This window comes from Rhodanobacter sp. FW101-FHT13A11, assembly GCF_058790335.1.
The window spans coordinates 189,005-205,312 of sequence record NZ_JBYTCN010000004.1 but is presented as its reverse complement, the minus strand read 5'-3'; the positions used below and the strand labels follow the sequence as shown (position 1 = coordinate 205,312).

Genomic DNA, 16,308 nt, shown 5'->3' with positions numbered 1-16,308 from the left:
ATCATGAGCACGTTGCATCCGATCGTCGCCGAAGTCACCGAACGCCTGCGCGAGCGCAGCCGCGAGACGCGCGCGGCCTACCTCCAGCGGATCGACGCGGTGGGCCGCAGCGGGCCGCAGCGCGGGCACCTGTCCTGCGGCAACCTCGCGCACGGTTTCGCCGCCTGCGGCACGGAGGACAAGGCCGCGCTGCGCAACGGCCACCGCGCCAACCTCGCCATCGTCACCGCCTACAACGACATGCTCTCGGCGCACCAGCCGTACGAGCGCTATCCCGCGCTGATCCGCCAGATCGCCCGCGACGCCGGCGTCACCGCCCAGGTCGCCGGCGGCGTGCCGGCGATGTGCGACGGCATCACCCAGGGCCGCGCCGGCATGCAGCTGTCGCTGTTCTCGCGCGACGTGGTGGCGCTGGCCACCGCGGTCGCGCTGTCGCACGACATGTTCGACGGCGCGCTGTTCCTCGGCATCTGCGACAAGATCGTGCCGGGCCTGTTGATCGGCGCGCTGAGCTTCGGCCACCTGGCCGGCGCGTTCGTGCCGTCGGGGCCGATGCCCAGCGGCATCCCGAACGAACAGAAGTCGAAGGTGCGCCAGGCCTTCGCCGACGGCAAGGCGAGCAAGGCCGAGCTGCTGGAAGCGGAGGCGGCCTCGTACCACGCGCCCGGCACCTGCACCTTCTACGGCACCGCCAACTCCAACCAGATGCTGATGGAGATCATGGGCCTGCACCTGCCCGGCGCCAGCTTCACTGCGCCGGACACGCCGCTGCGCGACGCGCTCACCGCCGAGGTGGTGCACCGGGTCGCCGGGCTCAGTGCGCTGGGCAGCCATTACCTGCCGCTGGGCCACATCATCGACGAGCGCGCGATCATCAACGGCGTGATCGGCCTGCATGCCACCGGCGGCTCCACCAACCACCTGCTGCACCTGGTGGCGATCGCGCACGCCGCCGGCATCCAGCTGCGCTGGGACGATTTCGATGCGCTGTCCGGCGTGATCCCGCTGCTGGCGCGGGTCTATCCGAACGGCTATGCCGACGTGAACCAGTTCCACGAGGCCGGCGGCATGGCGTTCCTGATCGACCAGCTGCTCGGCGCCGGCCTGCTGCATGCCGACGTGAAAACCATCTTCGGCACCGGCCTGGACGGCTATGCGCGCGTGCCGCAGCTGGACGAGGCCGGCGCGATCCAATGGGTGCCGGTGGGCAAGCAGAGCGGCAACCGCGGCGTGCTGCGCGGCGTCGACGAACCGTTCCGCGCCGACGGCGGCCTGCGCATGCTCGAGGGCAACCTCGGCCGCGCGGTGATCAAGGTCTCCTCGGTGCCGGACGACCGCCTGCTGATCGAGGCGCCGGCGATCGTGTTCAACGACCAGGACGAGGTGGCCGGCGCGTTCAAGCGCGGCGAACTGAACCGCGATTTCGTGGCGGTGGTGCGCTTCCAGGGCCCGCGCGCGAACGGCATGCCCGAGCTGCACAAGCTCACCCCCACGCTGGCGCTGCTGCAGGATCGCGGCCACCGCATCGCCCTGCTCACCGACGGCCGCATGTCCGGCGCCTCCGGCCGCGTGCCGGCGGCGATCCACGTCACCCCCGAAGCGGTGGCCGGCGGCAACATCGCCAAGATCCGCGACGGCGACATGATTCGCCTGGACGCGGCGAACGGACGTCTGGACGTCCTGATGGAAGCGCACGAACTGGATGCCCGCCTGCCGCACGTCGCCGACCTGTCCGGCGAGCACAGCGGCATGGGCCGCGAACTGTTCGGCCTGTTCCGCCAGGCCGCCGCCAACGCCGACCTCGGTGCGGGCGTGCTGTAGCTTTTCCCCCTCCCCTGCTCCGCAGGGGAGGGTCGGGGTGGGGTCGCTCTTGATCTTCACCTCCACGCCAGCCTGAGCAACCCCCTCCCAACCTCCCCCTGCGCTGCAGGGGGAGGGGCCAAACCCCAGGAGCCAGACGTGAGCCCCATCGAACAAAAGCAGCAGCAAGTCGAAACCCTCATGCGGCTGGCGCCGGTGATCCCGGTGGTGATCATCGATGACGCGAAGGCCGCGGTGCCGATGGCGCGTGCGCTGGTCGCCGGCGGCATCCCGACGATCGAGGTCACCCTGCGCACGCCGGCGGCACTGGAGGCGATCCGCGCGATCGCCGCCGAGGTGGAAGGCGCGGTGGTCGGCTGCGGCACCGCGCTTGGCGCGCGCGACCTCGAGGCCGCGCGGCAGGCCGGCGCCCGCTTCGCGGTATCGCCCGGCACCTCGCCGCGCCTGCTCGACGCCGCCGACGACAGCGAACTGCCGCTGCTGCCCGGCGTGGCCACCGCCAGCGAGGCGATGGCCCTGCTCGAGCGCGGCTACCGCCACCTGAAGTTCTTCCCGGCGGTGCCGGCCGGCGGCCACAAGCTGCTCGGCGCCTGGGCCAGCCCGCTGCCGCAGATCCGCTTCTGCCCCACCGGCGGCATCGGCCTGGCCAGCGCGCCGGATTTCCTCGCCCTGCCCAACGTGCTGTGCGTGGGCGGCTCCTGGCTCACTCCCGCCGACAAGCTCGCCGCCGGCGACTGGGCCGGCATCGAGCGGCTGGCGCGCGAGGCGGCGGCGCTGCGCCGGGCCGCCTGAATCCGGCGCCGGCTACGCGGACTCGGCCTCCAGCCTTGCCATCACCGCGTCGGCGACGCGGGCGCAGCGCTGGCCCATGAACGGGAACGCCTCGCCCATGGTCCCGGCCAGGGTGCCCTGCAACGACGCGCGCAGCAGCCGGCGCGCGCGGTACAGGCGGGTCTTCACGGTTTCCGGCTTGATCGCCAGCAGGCTGGCGGTCTCCTCCACCGAGCACTCCTCCACCTCGCGCATCATGTAGACGGTGCGGAACGATTCCGGCAGCTCGTCGATGGCATGTTCGAGCAGGTGGCGGATCTGCGTGCGCGCCGCCGACACCGCCGGGTCCTCGCTGCCGAATTTCGAGGGGAACTGGATGATCTGGTGGCTATCGTCCGGCGCGGCGTCGATCTGCTCCAGGCCGACCATGGTGTGGCGCTTGCGCAGGCGGCCGCGCGCCTCGTTCAGCACGATGCTGGTGAGCCAGGTCAGCAGGGTCGAGTCGCCGCGGAACGAATCCAGCTTGTGATAGGCACGCATATACGATTCCTGCAGCACGTCTTCCGCTTCCGAATCCTCGCCGATCACGGCGCGCGCGACGCGGAACAGCCGCTGGTTGCAGCGCTGCATGATGTGGCGGAACGCCTCGCGGTGGCCGTCGCGGACCTGCGCCACCAGCGCGTGGTCGTCCAGCGCGGCGTAATCGACGGAGGCAACATGGGCATGGGCTGACATGGCTTTCTCCTTGTACACCCGATCCGATGCGCCGGGGTGGCCCGAGGTTCCCGTTCAGCCGGCCAGCATGGCCAGGATCTCGCGCCGCCACGGTTCCTCGGCGAACTCGCCGAGCAGGCGCCGGGTCCGCATCGACACGCCGTGCAGGCGCACCCCGCGCGAGGACAGGCATTCGTGGCTGGCCTGCACGATCACCGCCACGCCGCGCGGCTGCAGCGCGCGGGCCAGCGTGTCGGCGATCTCCGCGGTCAGCCGCTCCTGGATCTGCAGGCGCCGGCCGAGTGCCTCGACCAGCCGCGCCAACTTGGAAATGCCCACCACCCGCCGCCGCGGCAGGTAGGCGATGTGCACCACGCCACGGATCGCCGCCATGTGGTGCTCGCAGGTGGACTGCAACGGGATGTCGCGCAGCAGCACCGGCTCGTCGTAACCGCCGACCTCCCCGAAGGTGCGGCTGAGCAGGCCGGCCGGGTCCTGCCGGTAGCCGGCGAACCATTCCTCGTAGGCGCGCACCACCCGCGCCGGCGTGGCCAGCAGGCCTTCGCGCATGGGGTCGTCGCCGGCCCAGCGGATCAGCGTGCGCACGGCGGCTTCCGCCTCGGCGCGCGTGGGCTGCGGTGTTTCGGCAGGCGACGGCGACGACGCCATCGGGGCGAGGGCCTGGTCGGTAACGAGCATGCGGGTGCCTTCGTGGGGGTGACAGCCGATCGGATGCGCACGCGGCGAATGAGGTTCCCGCGCATCAGCCGGAACCTGTGCGCCGCTGCTGCATCTCATGGGCACCGGCGGGCATCGTCCGGCCCTCATCCATCCCAAGGAGACACCGCTCATGAACAAGTCCCTGCTCGCCCTCGCCCTCACGCTCGGCCTCGGCTCGCTCGCCGGCGTGCATGCCGCCACCCCGGCGCCGGCCATCAACGATGCGCAGATCGCGCACATCGCCTACACCGCCGGCGTGATCGACGTCACCGCGGCCAAGCAGGCGCTGCAGAAATCCCACAGCGCCGACGTGCGCGCGTTCGCCGAGGAAATGGCGCGCGACCACGCGGCCGTGAACGACCAGGCTTTGGCGCTGGCCAAGAAACTGGGCGTCACCCCGGCCGACAACGCCACCAGCCAGTCGCTGGCCAAGGGCGCCGCCGCTGAACAGAAGAAGCTCGCTGCGCTGAGCGGTGCCGCCTACGACAAGGCCTACGCCGACAACGAAGTGGCGTTCCACAAGGCCGTGCTGACCGCACTCGACGGCACGCTGATCCCGTCCACGCAGAACGCGGAACTGAAGTCGCTGCTCGAGACCGGCTCCAAGCTGTTCCATTCGCACGAAATGCACGCCGAGCATCTCGCCCAGAGCCTGAAGTAAGGAGGGCGCCATGCTTCGCACGATGATCCTGCTCGTCGCCGTGCTGGCATTCGTCGGCGGCTTCATGCCGGCCGTCGCCGCCGACACCGCGGCGACGGCACCAGGCCGGCGCGTGCACGTGATCCTGGTCGACAAGATGGCGTACGGCCCGATGCCGACCGGCGTGCGCGCCGGCGACATCATCGAGTGGGCCAATCACGACATCCTCGAACACAGCGCCACCGCCCGCGACGGCCGTTTCGACGTCGACCTGAAGCCGGGCGCCAGCGCGCGCATCACCGCCACCGCCGGCACGCTCGCGTTCTTCTGCAAGTTCCACCCCACCATGACCGGCAGCGTGGTGGTCAAGTAACCCGGCAAGGACTCCGAAGCCCGCTTCGGAGGTTGCGGCGCCGCGCCCCGCATGCGGCGCCGCGACGCTGGCCGTGGAGCGGCGGAGGCCGGCTCGCGACTCCTTCCCGGCAAGGGCAAGGCCTGCCGCGGGGATGGCTGGATGGCATGGGCAACACGCGGACCATCCCGTGATCTTGTCCGACGACGACGGCCTCCACGGCGACCCGCGGCGACCATGAAAAAACCACGGGCACCGAAATGCCCGTGGTTTCCGTGCGTCACGCCACGACGATGCCGTCAGTGGCCGGGCGATGCATCCCTCACCGGCTTCACGTACGTGTCGAACAGCTCGTCGATGCGGCGGTACTCGTCGTACCACGAATCGGCGTGCACGAAGCCGTGCCGCTCCAGCGGGTACAGCGACATCCAGAAGTTCTTCTTGTGCAGCTCGATGAAGCGCTGGTAGAGGCGGATCGAATCCTCGGCCAGCACGTTGTCGTCGATCAGGCCGTGCTGGATCAGCAGCGGGTCGCGCAGCTGGTCGGCGTACTCGATCGGCGAACTGGCCTTGTACGCCTCGGGGTCGAGCTGCGGGTCGTTGAGGATGTTCGAGGTGTATTCGTGGCTGTACAGCGTCCAGTCGCTAACCGGGCGCTGCGCGGAGCCGGCGGCGAATTCGCCCGGTGCGCGCAGCAGCGCCATCTCGGTCATGAAGCCGCCGTAGCTGCCGCCATAGATGCCCACGCGCTTCGGATCGACGCCGTGGTTTTTCACCAGCCACGCCTTGCCGTCGAGCAGGTCCTCCAGTTCCGGATGCCCCATCTGGCGGTAGATCGCGGTGCGCCAGGCGCGGCCGTAGCCTTCCGAGGCGCGGTAGTCCATATCCAGCACCACGTAGCCTTGCTGCACCAGCAGGTTGTGGAACATCTGCTCGCGGAAGTAGTTCGACCACGACAGCGTGACGTTCTGCAGGTAGCCGGCGCCGTGCACGAAGATCGCCGCCGGGCGCAAGGCCGGCGCATCGGTCTCGCCGGCGGGCCCGTAGTACTTCGCGTAGATGCTGCCGGCACCGTGCGAGGACGGTACCTCGACGATCTTCGGCGCGATCCAGTCGTGCGCGGTGAACGCGGGTTTCATGGTGCTGGTGAGCTCGCGCGGCGTACCGCCGTCGGCGCTCTGCACGGCCAGTTGCGCCCGCACGTACGGCGAGGAGTGCAGCACGGCCAGCTGGCTGCCGTCCGGCGACAACCTGAAATCGTCCATGCCCTGGTAGCTGGTGACGCGGCTCAGCGCACCGCCGCCGACGGGCAGCCGGTAGACGTCGTAGCTGTATGGCGCCACCTGGTTCGCGCGCAGGTAGAACCAGCGGCCGTCGTCACTGAGCAGCGGGTGGCTGACCTCGAACCGGCCGGAGGTCAGCGCCCTCGCCTTGCCGTCGAGCGGCTTGACGTAGAGCTGCGACCAGCCGCTCTGCTCGCTCAGGTACCACAGCGTGCGGTTGTCCCTGAGCCAGCCGAAATCGTTGAAGTTCCAGTTGATCCACGCCTCGTCGGTGAGGCGATGCTGGCCGACCAGCACGTGGCGGCCGAAATCGACGCTGGCGATCCAGCGGTCCTTGTTGTCGATCGCGCGCAGCTGGATCGCGAGCTGGCTGCCGTCGTCGCTCCACGCGATGCCGCCGCCACCACCGTCCTCGGTGCCGGCGATGATGCGCACCGGGCGCACGTCGGGCGCCTTCAGCGCCTTCGCCTCGTCCTGCTTGCCAGCCTTTTCCAGCGCGGCCACGGCCCGCGCGCGCAGCGCCTTGAGCGGATCGTCCTTGATGCCCGGCAGGCCGTCGGTCTTCAGCGGGTACTGCTGGTGCCCGCGCAGGTCCAGCAGCAGCAGCGACTGCGGCGCGGGATCGTTGCGCCCGACGTAGGTGCGCGCGTCCTTCGGCTCGGTATAGCCGCCCTCGGTGACGTAGTGGTTGACCTTGGGCGCCTCGCCCTTGGCATGGTCCTTCGGGACGGTGACCACCAGCATCCAGCGGCCGTCCGGCGACAGTTCGGTATCCACCGCGCGGGACTTGTCGCCCAGCCAGAACGGCTGCGGCGCACGGCCCGGGTCGGCCGCGTCCAGCGCCTTGTCCTCGTCGCGCACGGCCTGCTTGTCGGCCTTGACCTCGCGCAGCGTCCTGAACAGCTCCAGCTGCCGCCGGCCGAACGCGTCGGGCTGCTTCGCCTGCGGATCGTCGGCGAATTTCAGTATCGCCGCGGGCGCCGCGACGCCGCTGGCCAGGTCGTAGCTGTACCAGTCGTTGCCGTCGCGGTACTGCAGCGCGCGGCCATCGGCGGAGAACCGCGGCGCGGACTCCATCTGCGGCGTGCGCGTCACCTGCTGGCGGCGGCCGCTGGCCAGGTCGACCACGAACACGTCACCGTGCAGGATGAACGCGGCGTGCCGGTGCGCGCGATCGAACACCGCCGGGCCGTCGGCCTGGGCCATCGCGGCCGGGTCCAGCTTCACGCCCTGCCCGCTGGCCGGGTCGACCCGGTACAGGTCGCGCACCGGGCTGCCGTCGCGCTTCAACGCGTAGTACAGGCTGCGCCCGTCCACGCTCCAGTACGGCGTCTCCACCGCCTGGCCGATCCAGTCGGGATCGGCCATCACGGTTTTCAGGTCCAGCGGCGCCACGGCCGGCACGGCGGCAACCGCCGGCAACACGGTGAGGCCGACAAGGCCGGCAAGCAGCAATCGACGCATGGATGTTCCCCCGTCAAAAGGGAGAGCATAGCCGAGCGCGACGGCGCCACCGGGTCAACCGTGCCGAAAGTCAGCCCCCGGCGGGCTGCGATCGCCGCACCGGGGCGCTACTCTGCCAAGCCTCGCTCCTGTCCATGGAACCCCTGCCATGCGTCTCGCCTTCGTTTTCGCCGCCACGTTGCTCGCCGCCGGCGCCACCCGCGCCGCCCAGTTGCCGCCCACGGCACCGGAAAAGCCGCCGCGCAACGTCGCGCTGATCGGTACGCCGCAGCCGTTGCCGCCGCCCACACCGCAGCATGCCGCCGCCAGCACGTTCCACGGCGTCACGGTGAACGACCCCTACCGCTGGCTGGAAAACCCGGACGACCCGGCGGTGCGGCAGTGGATCGCCGCGCAGAACGCGTACGCCGAGGCCGTGCTGGCGGCGATGCCGCAGGGCAAGGCGCTCACCGCGCGGGTGCAGCAGCTGGCGATCACCTCGACCACGCGCTCCGGCCCGATGCTGGCCGGCGGCACCCTGTTCTACCTGCAGCAGACCCCGCCGCAGCCGCAGCCGGTGCTGATCGCGCAGGCGTGGCCGGGCGGTGCGGCGAAAACCCTGGTGGATCCGAACGCCGGCCACGGCAGCACCGCGATCACCGCCTACTGGCCCTCGCCGCGCGGGCGCTATCTCGCCTACGGCACCGCCGAGGGCGGCAGCGAGCTGACCACCATCCACGTGCTCGACGTGCACAGCGGCAAGACCCTGCCCGACACCCTGCCCTGGGCCGGCGGCGGCACCACGCCGCAGGGCCTGGCCTGGGACGCCGACGAGCGCGGCTTCAGCTACGTGCGCTTCGCGCCGCCGGCGGCGGGGCAGGAAGTGGAACAGTTCCACGCCACCCTCGTGCACCACGCGCTGGGCCAGCCGACCGCGGCGGACCGCGTGGTGTTCGGCCGGGGCTACTCGCCGACCGCCGAGTACGTGCTGGTGAACGCGCCGGGCAAGGCACAGGCCGCGGTACTCGCCTACGACGGCGACGGCGGCCCGGCCGAGGTGTATCTGCAGCACGGCGACACCTTCCAGCGCGTGCTCGACCGCAGCGCGAACGTGCGTGCGGCCGCCTGGGTGTCCGGACGCCTCTACGCGGCCTCGTTCCGGGGCGCCCCGCGCGGCCGGATCGTGGCCATCGGCAAGGACGGCAAGGCCGTGCCGGTGCTGGCCGAGCGCGAGGGCGCGATCCAGCGCATCGCCCCGCTCGGCGACGGCTTCCTGGTGGTGCGCAGCTGGGGGCCGGACTGGTGGATCGAGCAGTACCGCGCCGATGCAGCCTTCGTGCGCCGCGTGCCGCTGCCCGCGCACGGCACCGGCATCGGCGAGATCGCCTCCGAATCCGGCCAGGACAAGGCGCTGATCGGCTACAGCGGCTGGACCGTGCCCGCGCGCTGGGCCGAGTACGACGGCAAGAACGGCACGCTGAAGACCGTGTTCGAGGTGAAGCCGGCGGCGGACTATTCCCGCGTCGTCGTGCAGCGCATCGACGGCACCTCGAAAGACGGCACGACGATTCCGGTGACCGTGCTGTCGCTGCCGGGCGTCACCCCGAACGGCGCGCGCCCCACCATCCTGTACAGCTACGGCGGCTTCGACCTGCCGGTAAAGCCCGGCTTCATCGGCCCCAACCTGGCCTGGCTGGAACACGGCGGCGTACTCGCCTACGCCAACATCCGCGGCGGCAACGAGAACGGCCAGGCCTGGCATGCGCAGGGGCAGCGGCTCGACAAGCAGAACGTGTTCGACGACTTCCACGCCGCCGCGCTGGCGCTGGTCGACGCACGCTGGACCGACCGCGCGCACCTGGGCATCCTGGGCGGCAGCAACGGCGGCCTGCTGATGGGCGCGCAGGTCGTGCAGCATCCGGCCGACTACCGCGCCGTGGTGGCGCGGGTGGGCATCTACGACATGCTGCGCCACGAGACCGTGTTCGCCAACGGCCCGTACAACATCCCCGAATACGGCAGCATCAAGGATCCGGCGCAGTTCAAGGCCACCCTGGCCTACTCGCCGCTGCAGCACGTGCAGGCGAACACGGCCTACCCGGCGGTGCTGCTCACCACCGGCGCCAACGACCCGCGCGTGGCGCCGTGGCAATCGCGCAAGTTCGCCGCCGCGCTGCAGGACGCCAGCAACTCGCAGCAGCCGATCCTGCTGCTGACCCGCATGAACGCCGGCCACGGCGTCGGCGCCCCGTTCAGCCAGCGCGTCGGCGACACCGCGATCGGGCTGGCCTTCTTCGCGCATGAGCTGGGGCTGGACGTCGAAAAATAAATCGCCCACCTCGTTGTAGGAGCCCGCTGGCGCGGCGATGCTCTTGTTTCGATGTACCCATGACATCAGAGCAAAAGCATCGCCCGCCAGCGGGCTCCTACGAGATCAGCGATACGTCGCGATCGAGCCATACGGCATCCCAATAGGGATAGGCAAGCACGCTGTCGACCAGGCCAGCACGCATCGGGTTGGCGACGATATATCGCGCCACCGCCATGATGTCCTCATCGACCCGCAGCGCATGGTCATGAAAACTGCGATCCCACGGCGACCCGTCCAGCCCGCATGACTCATGCAAGGCACGCGACGCGCGGGCCTTGAATCGATTCATGATCCTGCCCAGTGGCTCATTGCCGAGCTGCAACAGGCCATGCCAGTGATCGGGCATCAACACCCAAGCGAGCAGGTGGGAATCCGCCCAGGTCGATGCCGCGTGGATGACCCGGCTGGCCACCCGCGCACAGGCCGGATCCGCAAAGACGCATGCACGATGGCGGGTCACCGTCGTCAGCAGATACATCTGGCCGGGAATGGACACGCGGCCCTGGCGCAAGGCGCGACGGCCAATGGCTGGGAAAGCAGGCATGCGTGCAGACTGCCGCGGATATCGGCAAGACACATCACGCGCCAGCATCAAACTCCTGTCCGCCTGATCCCCCGCGCCTGGTAGGAGCCCGCTGGCGGGCGATGCTTTTGCTCTGATGCCACGGACGTACATCGAAACAAGAGCATCGCCCGCCAGCGGGCTCCTACGCATCGAGGCGAGGATCGGGACTGTTACGATGGCATCCTTCCCCCGCCTTCGATCCATCTCATGACCCTGCCCACCGTCGAACACGAAACCGCCGTCGATCCGCGCTACAGCATCCTCTGGCTGCACGGCCTCGGCGCGGACGGCCACGACTTCGCGCCGATCGTGCCGGAGCTGGTGGATCCGGCGTGGCCGGCGCTGCGCTTCGTGTTCCCGCATGCACCGGTGCGGCCGGTGACGATCAACAACGGCATGTCGATGCGCGCGTGGTACGACATCATCGGTTTCGATGCGCGCGCGCGCCAGGACGAGGCCGGCATCCGCGCCTCGATCGCCGCGGTCGAGGCGCTGATCGCCCGCGAGAACGCGCGCGGCATACCGAGCGGGCGGATCTTCCTGGCCGGCTTCTCGCAGGGCGGCGCGATCGCGCTGGCCGCGGGCCTGGGCCATGCGCAGCCACTGGCCGGCATCATCGCGCTGTCCACCTACCTGCCGATCTCCGCCACGCTCGCCGCCGAACGCAGCATCGCGAACGCGGCCACGCCGATCTTCCAGGGCCACGGCACGGCCGACCCGGTGGTGGTGCTGCAGCGTGGCATCGACTCGCGCAACGCGCTGCAGGCGCTGGGCTACAGCGTGGACTGGCACACCTACCCGATGGCCCACGCGGTCTGCGCCGAGGAAATCGGCGACCTGCGTGCCTGGCTGGGCCGGCGGCTGGCGTAAGCGCGGCCACGCTGCGGCATACTTGCCCGCATGCGCGAATCCACGCCCTCTCCCGGCCCGCGCGGCCACGCCGAGCAAAGCCCGCTGCCGGACTTCTGCCGGCTGCCCGCGCTGTTCGCGCTGCTGGTGGTGGGCGCGCTGACGGTGACCGTGATGTGGCTGGCGCGCGACGATCCGCGCGACTGGTCCGCCTACAGCGTCGGCATGCTGTTCGCGACCCTGCTGGGCATGGTGGTGGCGGTGACGCTGTGCACGCTGCGGCCGTGGCTGCAGCGCCTGCCGGGGCACCTGCCGTATGTGGGCGCATGGCTGCTGATCCTGCTGCTGGTGCTGCTCGCCAGCATCGTGGCGCACTGGTTCGACGGCGCGCTGCAGATGCACCTGGTGCGCGGCAGCCTGCCCGTGTTCGTGCGCGACAACGTGGCGATCGCCGCCCTGCTCGGCGCCGCGATGCTGCGCTACTTCTACGTGCTGGCGCAGTGGCAGGCGCGGCTGGCCGCGGTGAGCCGCGCGCAGGTCGAGGCGCTGCAGGCGCGCATCCGCCCGCACTTCCTGTTCAACAGCATGAATACCGTGGCCGCGCTGGTCCGGGTCGATCCCGACGCCGCCGAGCGCACGGTGGAAGACCTCTCCGAACTGTTCCGCGCCGCGCTGGGCCAGCACGACAGCGCCGACGGCACGCTGGGCGAGGAGCTGGCCCTGGTCGAACGCTACCTGGCGATCGAGCAGCTGCGCCTGGGCGCGCGCCTGCGCGTGCGGCGCGAGCTGGACGACCTGCCCGGGGACTTCCCGCTGCCGCGCCTGCTGCTGCAGCCGCTGGTGGAGAACGCGGTGCGCCACGGCATCCAGCCGCTGCGCGAGGGCGGCGAGGTGACCCTGCGCGGCGAGCGCGCCGGCAAGGGCATCCGCATCGAGATCGGCAACCCGCTGCCCGCCACTCCGCCCGCCGCCGGCAACGGCCATGGCCATGGCCTGGACAGCGTGCGCCAACGCGTGGCCTATCGCTACGGACCGCTGGCGAAGGTGCAGGCCGGCGCGCAGGGCGAGCGCTTCGTGGTGCTGCTGCAGCTGCCGGCAGGGTCGGCCTGATGCGCGTGCTGGTGGTCGACGACGAACCGCTGGCGCGCGCGCGCATGGCCGCCCTGCTCGGCGAATGCGCCGGCGTGGAGGTCGTCGGCAGCGTCGGCGACGGCGAGTCCGCGCTGGCCGCGCTGGACGAACTGCAGCCGGACGCGCTGCTGCTCGACATCAACATGCCCGGCACCGACGGCGTGGCGCTGGCGCAACGCCTGGCCGGCCGTGCGCGGCCGCAGGTGATCTTCTGCACCGCCTACGAAGCGCACGCGCTGAAGGCGTTCGAGCTGGGCGCGGTCGACTACCTGCTCAAGCCGGTGCGGCTCGACCGCCTGCGCGACGCGCTGCAGCGCGCGCAGCGCCGTCTCGCCGACGCCCCGCGCGAACCGGCTGCGTACCTGCGCGGCCGCCTGCGCGGCGAACAGGTGCGCATCGCGCTTGACGAGGTGATCTGCCTGCTCGCCGACGAGAAATACGTGGTCGTTCAGCACCGCCGCGGCGAACTGCTGATCGAGGACTCGCTGCGCCAGCTGGAAGAAGCCTACCCCGACCAGCTGATCCGCCTGCACCGCAACTGCCTCGTCCCGCCGCCGCGCCTGCTCGGCCTCAAGACCCTCGCCGACGGCCGCGTATTGGCACGGCTGGACGGCACCGAACTCAACCCCGAGATTAGCCGGCGCAACCTGCCGGCGGTGCGCAAGCTGCTGCGGCTGGGGTGAGCGATAGCGGAGCCTCTCCACCCGGCGTGGACACGGCACATGCGTCAATGGCCGGCAGACACGAACCGAGGAGCCACCATGCACCACCCCTTCAAAGTCGGCGACCATGTGCGCTGGAATTCGGAAGCCGGCCAAGTGACCGGCCGGATCATCAAGGTGCACACGCACGACACCGAGTACAAGGGCCACATGCACCGCTGCAGCGAAGCCGATCCGCAGTACGAGATCCAGAGCGACAAGACCGACCACATCGCCATGCACAAGGGCGCGGCGCTGCACAAGATCGACTGAGCGATGTCCACCGACCCAGCCACGATCTGGACGATAGGCCACTCCACCCACACGCTGCAGGAGTTCCTCGACCTGCTCGCCGAGTACCGGATCGAGGCGATCGCCGACGTACGCCGCTTCCCCGGCTCGCGCCGCCATCCGCATTTCGCCAGCGACGCGCTGGCCGCCACGCTGCCCGCGCACGGCATCGCCTACCAGTGGATCCCCAGGCTCGGCGGCCGACGCAAGGTGCAGCCCGACTCGCCGAACACCGCGTGGCGCAACGCTGCGTTCCAGGGCTACGCCGATTACACCGCGAGCGCCGAATTCGCCGAAGGCCTCGCCGAGCTGTTGAAGCTGGCCGCCAGCAAGCGCACCGCGCTGATGTGCGCGGAAGCGGTCTGGTGGCGTTGCCACCGCTCGATCATTTCCGACGTGCTGAAGCTGCGCGGCATCGAAGTCATCCACATCATCGATGCGACGCACACGACGGTGCATCCGTACACGTCGGCGGCACGGATTGTGGATGGGAGGTTGAGTTATGTGGCGCCGCAGGGGGAGTTGTTGTAGCGCCCCGGAGCGTACCTCGGCGTCGCACGTCGACCCGAAGCGGACCTTAGAAATCTACGACTCTGTGGAGTCTATCCATTCAGAGACGCGACCATTCCTTTCCCATCGAATACGCCTCTTCGTATGCGTTCCCTCAGCCTTGAGGTGCTCGCGTACGGACCAGACGTGACCCTGTGTCACCGCGATCTTCGCGCCAGCGAATAGATTCGCAGAATACCCAAGGATGCCGAGAACGTCCCAAATTGCCTCACGCAGAGCCGGCAACTCGCCTTGCCCTCCGGGAAGTACGATCACTCCGTGAGTGCGGTGAAAAGGGAACCGGCGATCGTTTAAGAAGTCATCGTCATGGGTAAGGATCCACCGTTTATGCTTCCAAGCCCAAGCGAAGACGGCTTTGTCATCCTTACCCGCTAGGCCCACGTCCCGCACGTGGTCAGCCTTCCAGATACCAGACTGATTGATCCAGTCCGCAAGTTCTGGGCCGACGTTTTCGTCGACAAGAAAGTGCGCAACCCCCGATATCTCACGGTTAATCTCCGTGGTTTTCTTCCGGGGGGCTGGGTCGAGAAGCACCCATGGCATACGACAGCCTCATTGTTAGGTGACCAGATGTCCGAGGCTAGGCAGTTCATGCTGCTAAGCAATCAGCATTACCGCTTCTGCCTACCGGCCTTCTGTTCGCCTCCCTCAGTCCTATCACCGCGCAGGCGCATTTTGTTAACCAACTTCATCGCCTCTGAAAGTTCACTCGGCTTCTTTCCCTGCTCTACAGCAGAGTAATACCCTTGGCTTACCTTCAGTCTTTCGGCCACCTCTGCCTGAGTCAGCCGCTTCTGCAACCGCATCTCTCGCAGTGTCTCTGCTTTCGTTGCCATCGCCATCATCCAGCCGTGAGTGAATGAAATACAAAATATTACAGAATGCTGCTAAATGCAATAGACAGGGCCGGCGGAGATGTTGGCTGTTGATTAAAGGCTGACGGCCTCGCCACTGGTTAGCTCCAGCTTTGAACGGCAGCTCCTGGCCGATGACTGCTCTTGCAGTCGCGATGATTGCTGAGCAAGCTGCAAAGGTCTGGTAATTCAACCTCGATAAGTCGGGAGCCCCCATGCCGATCGTGCGCGACATTGCCATCGCCCTTCTGTTCACATGGACTTTCATTGATGGCTTCGTGGTCTTTCGGCGCAAAACCCGGCAGACGGAGAACCGTGATCGTTCGTCGCTGAGGCTGCTGATGATCGCTAGCCCCTTGGTATGGGCGGTCAGCATTGGTCTGGCCTTCACCTCGATCGGCCCATTGCAGGATCCTGCGTTACAGATGGTCGGCCTACTGGTCATGGCAATTGGCATCGTGGTGCGCTCGACCGCAATTGCGCAGCTGGGTCGCTTCCACACGCCTAACGTTGCGGTACTCACGGACCATCAGGTGAAGGGCACCGGGTTGTACCGGGTTGTGCGGCACCCGAGTTACCTCGGGGCGCTAATCGCCTTTGCCGGCTTCGGCCTCGCCTTGGGAAACTGGCTGAGCCTGCTGTCGATCATGATAGTTATCCCGGCGATCTATATGCATCGCATCCGCGAGGAAGAGTGCGCGCTGACTGAGGCCCTGGGAGACTCCTATAGCGAATACTGCAGGCATACCAAGCGGCTGATCCCCTGGATCTACTAGGGGGCTGTCGGGCTTTGGCCGTTAGCAGACCGTCGTAGCAGCGCGAGACCAAACTCTCGATTGGGCGTCTGGCATCTCGGCTCTTCCGCTCTCGCAACCGCGCAGCGGTTGCGCACCGAGTGCGGGCCGGGATGGCCCGCGGCTCTACCCGGGGTCCCTTGCGCGGCGGTGAGTCGGGGTCGACAGGCCGCGTAGCGGGCATCGGCAGGGATGCCGATGCCTTTTCGCCCGGACAGGAGTCCGGTCGAAAAGCCCGGCCTCGGCTCACGGACTTGCCGGGCAGGATGCCCGGCAAGCGCCAAGCGGGGTGTCGTTTTCTCTTGGTTACTTCTCTTTTGGACAAGCAAAAGAGAAGTAACTCGGCCTCCGAAGGAGGGCGAAAGCTCTTTGCTCTGAGGCCGCAACAACGCGACAGAAGCATCGCCCGCAAGCGGGCTCCTACAAGAGCATCGAGGC

General features: G+C 68.8%; 17 protein-coding genes. 11 read left to right on the top strand and 6 right to left on the bottom strand.

From position 1 onward, the window contains the following. Nucleotides 1-3 precede the first annotated feature (3 nt). Nucleotides 4-1,821, top strand: coding sequence for a phosphogluconate dehydratase (gene edd / locus AC3WRN_RS06875; RefSeq protein ID WP_492622412.1), 1,818 nt, complete (start codon nucleotides 4-6; stop codon nucleotides 1,819-1,821). A gap of 138 nt (nucleotides 1,822-1,959) precedes the next feature. Beyond that, nucleotides 1,960-2,613 (top strand): bifunctional 4-hydroxy-2-oxoglutarate aldolase/2-dehydro-3-deoxy-phosphogluconate aldolase, encoded by a 654-nt coding sequence (gene eda, locus AC3WRN_RS06870; protein WP_068094101.1) that lies wholly within the window; start codon nucleotides 1,960-1,962, stop codon nucleotides 2,611-2,613. A 12-nt stretch (nucleotides 2,614-2,625) separates the two neighbouring features. Here the strand turns inward: eda and AC3WRN_RS06865 are convergent, their stop codons facing one another. Both AC3WRN_RS06865 and folE read right to left on the bottom strand, forming a co-directional pair. Next, nucleotides 2,626-3,327, bottom strand: a complete 702-nt coding sequence (locus AC3WRN_RS06865) for an RNA polymerase sigma factor (RefSeq protein WP_492622411.1) — start codon at nucleotides 3,325-3,327, stop codon at nucleotides 2,626-2,628. 54 nt (nucleotides 3,328-3,381) lie between these two features. After that, nucleotides 3,382-4,005 carry a GTP cyclohydrolase I gene (folE, locus tag AC3WRN_RS06860; RefSeq protein WP_492622410.1) on the bottom strand — a complete coding sequence of 208 codons (624 nt, stop codon included), beginning with the start codon at nucleotides 4,003-4,005 and terminating at the stop codon, nucleotides 3,382-3,384. Nucleotides 4,006-4,156: 151 nt separating this feature from the next. Here folE and AC3WRN_RS06855 point away from each other — a divergent pair, with 151 nt between their 5' ends. Beyond that, nucleotides 4,157-4,687 carry a DUF4142 domain-containing protein gene (locus AC3WRN_RS06855; RefSeq protein ID WP_068094093.1) on the top strand — a complete coding sequence of 177 codons (531 nt, stop codon included), beginning with the start codon at nucleotides 4,157-4,159 and terminating at the stop codon, nucleotides 4,685-4,687. 10 nt (nucleotides 4,688-4,697) lie between these two features. Next, nucleotides 4,698-5,039, top strand: a complete 342-nt coding sequence (locus AC3WRN_RS06850) for a cupredoxin domain-containing protein (protein WP_492622409.1) — start codon at nucleotides 4,698-4,700, stop codon at nucleotides 5,037-5,039. A gap of 278 nt (nucleotides 5,040-5,317) precedes the next feature. Here the strand turns inward: AC3WRN_RS06850 and AC3WRN_RS06845 are convergent, their stop codons facing one another. Further along, nucleotides 5,318-7,765 carry a S9 family peptidase gene (locus AC3WRN_RS06845; RefSeq protein ID WP_492622408.1) on the bottom strand — a complete coding sequence of 816 codons (2,448 nt, stop codon included), beginning with the start codon at nucleotides 7,763-7,765 and terminating at the stop codon, nucleotides 5,318-5,320. A 148-nt stretch (nucleotides 7,766-7,913) separates the two neighbouring features. Here AC3WRN_RS06845 and AC3WRN_RS06840 point away from each other — a divergent pair, with 148 nt between their 5' ends. Beyond that, nucleotides 7,914-10,073, top strand: coding sequence for a prolyl oligopeptidase family serine peptidase (locus tag AC3WRN_RS06840; protein WP_492622407.1), 2,160 nt, complete (start codon nucleotides 7,914-7,916; stop codon nucleotides 10,071-10,073). A 97-nt stretch (nucleotides 10,074-10,170) separates the two neighbouring features. Here AC3WRN_RS06840 and AC3WRN_RS06835 read toward each other — a convergent pair whose 3' ends face one another. After that, on the bottom strand, nucleotides 10,171-10,659 hold the full coding sequence (locus AC3WRN_RS06835; RefSeq protein ID WP_492622473.1) for an REP-associated tyrosine transposase: 489 nt from the start codon (nucleotides 10,657-10,659) through the stop codon (nucleotides 10,171-10,173). 228 nt (nucleotides 10,660-10,887) lie between these two features. Here AC3WRN_RS06835 and AC3WRN_RS06830 point away from each other — a divergent pair, with 228 nt between their 5' ends. The 5 genes from AC3WRN_RS06830 (at nucleotide 10,888) to AC3WRN_RS06810 (ending at nucleotide 14,183) form a co-directional block, all read left to right on the top strand. Further along, on the top strand, nucleotides 10,888-11,550 hold the full coding sequence (locus tag AC3WRN_RS06830; RefSeq protein ID WP_492622406.1) for an alpha/beta hydrolase: 663 nt from the start codon (nucleotides 10,888-10,890) through the stop codon (nucleotides 11,548-11,550). A 30-nt stretch (nucleotides 11,551-11,580) separates the two neighbouring features. Further along, complete coding sequence (locus AC3WRN_RS06825; protein ID WP_369487234.1) at nucleotides 11,581-12,639, top strand: sensor histidine kinase; 1,059 nt, start codon at nucleotides 11,581-11,583, stop codon at nucleotides 12,637-12,639. Continuing rightward, nucleotides 12,639-13,343, top strand: a complete 705-nt coding sequence (locus AC3WRN_RS06820) for a LytR/AlgR family response regulator transcription factor (protein ID WP_492622405.1) — start codon at nucleotides 12,639-12,641, stop codon at nucleotides 13,341-13,343. Before AC3WRN_RS06825 ends, AC3WRN_RS06820 begins: the two co-directional genes overlap by 1 nt. A gap of 78 nt (nucleotides 13,344-13,421) precedes the next feature. Further along, nucleotides 13,422-13,634, top strand: a complete 213-nt coding sequence (locus AC3WRN_RS06815; RefSeq protein WP_492622404.1) for a hypervirulence associated TUDOR domain-containing protein — start codon at nucleotides 13,422-13,424, stop codon at nucleotides 13,632-13,634. 3 nt (nucleotides 13,635-13,637) lie between these two features. Continuing rightward, nucleotides 13,638-14,183, top strand: a complete 546-nt coding sequence (locus AC3WRN_RS06810; protein ID WP_492622403.1) for a DUF488 domain-containing protein — start codon at nucleotides 13,638-13,640, stop codon at nucleotides 14,181-14,183. 54 nt (nucleotides 14,184-14,237) lie between these two features. On the opposite strand, the gene AC3WRN_RS06805 is transcribed toward AC3WRN_RS06810, so the two are convergent. Then, on the bottom strand, nucleotides 14,238-14,765 hold the full coding sequence (locus AC3WRN_RS06805) for a DUF5615 family PIN-like protein (protein WP_492622402.1): 528 nt from the start codon (nucleotides 14,763-14,765) through the stop codon (nucleotides 14,238-14,240). Nucleotides 14,766-14,833: 68 nt separating this feature from the next. Then, nucleotides 14,834-15,058, bottom strand: a complete 225-nt coding sequence (locus AC3WRN_RS06800; RefSeq protein WP_492622401.1) for a helix-turn-helix transcriptional regulator — start codon at nucleotides 15,056-15,058, stop codon at nucleotides 14,834-14,836. Nucleotides 15,059-15,291: 233 nt separating this feature from the next. Here AC3WRN_RS06800 and AC3WRN_RS06795 point away from each other — a divergent pair, with 233 nt between their 5' ends. Beyond that, nucleotides 15,292-15,852, top strand: a complete 561-nt coding sequence (locus tag AC3WRN_RS06795; RefSeq protein WP_492622400.1) for a methyltransferase family protein — start codon at nucleotides 15,292-15,294, stop codon at nucleotides 15,850-15,852. The last annotated feature ends 456 nt before the right edge of the window (nucleotides 15,853-16,308 follow it).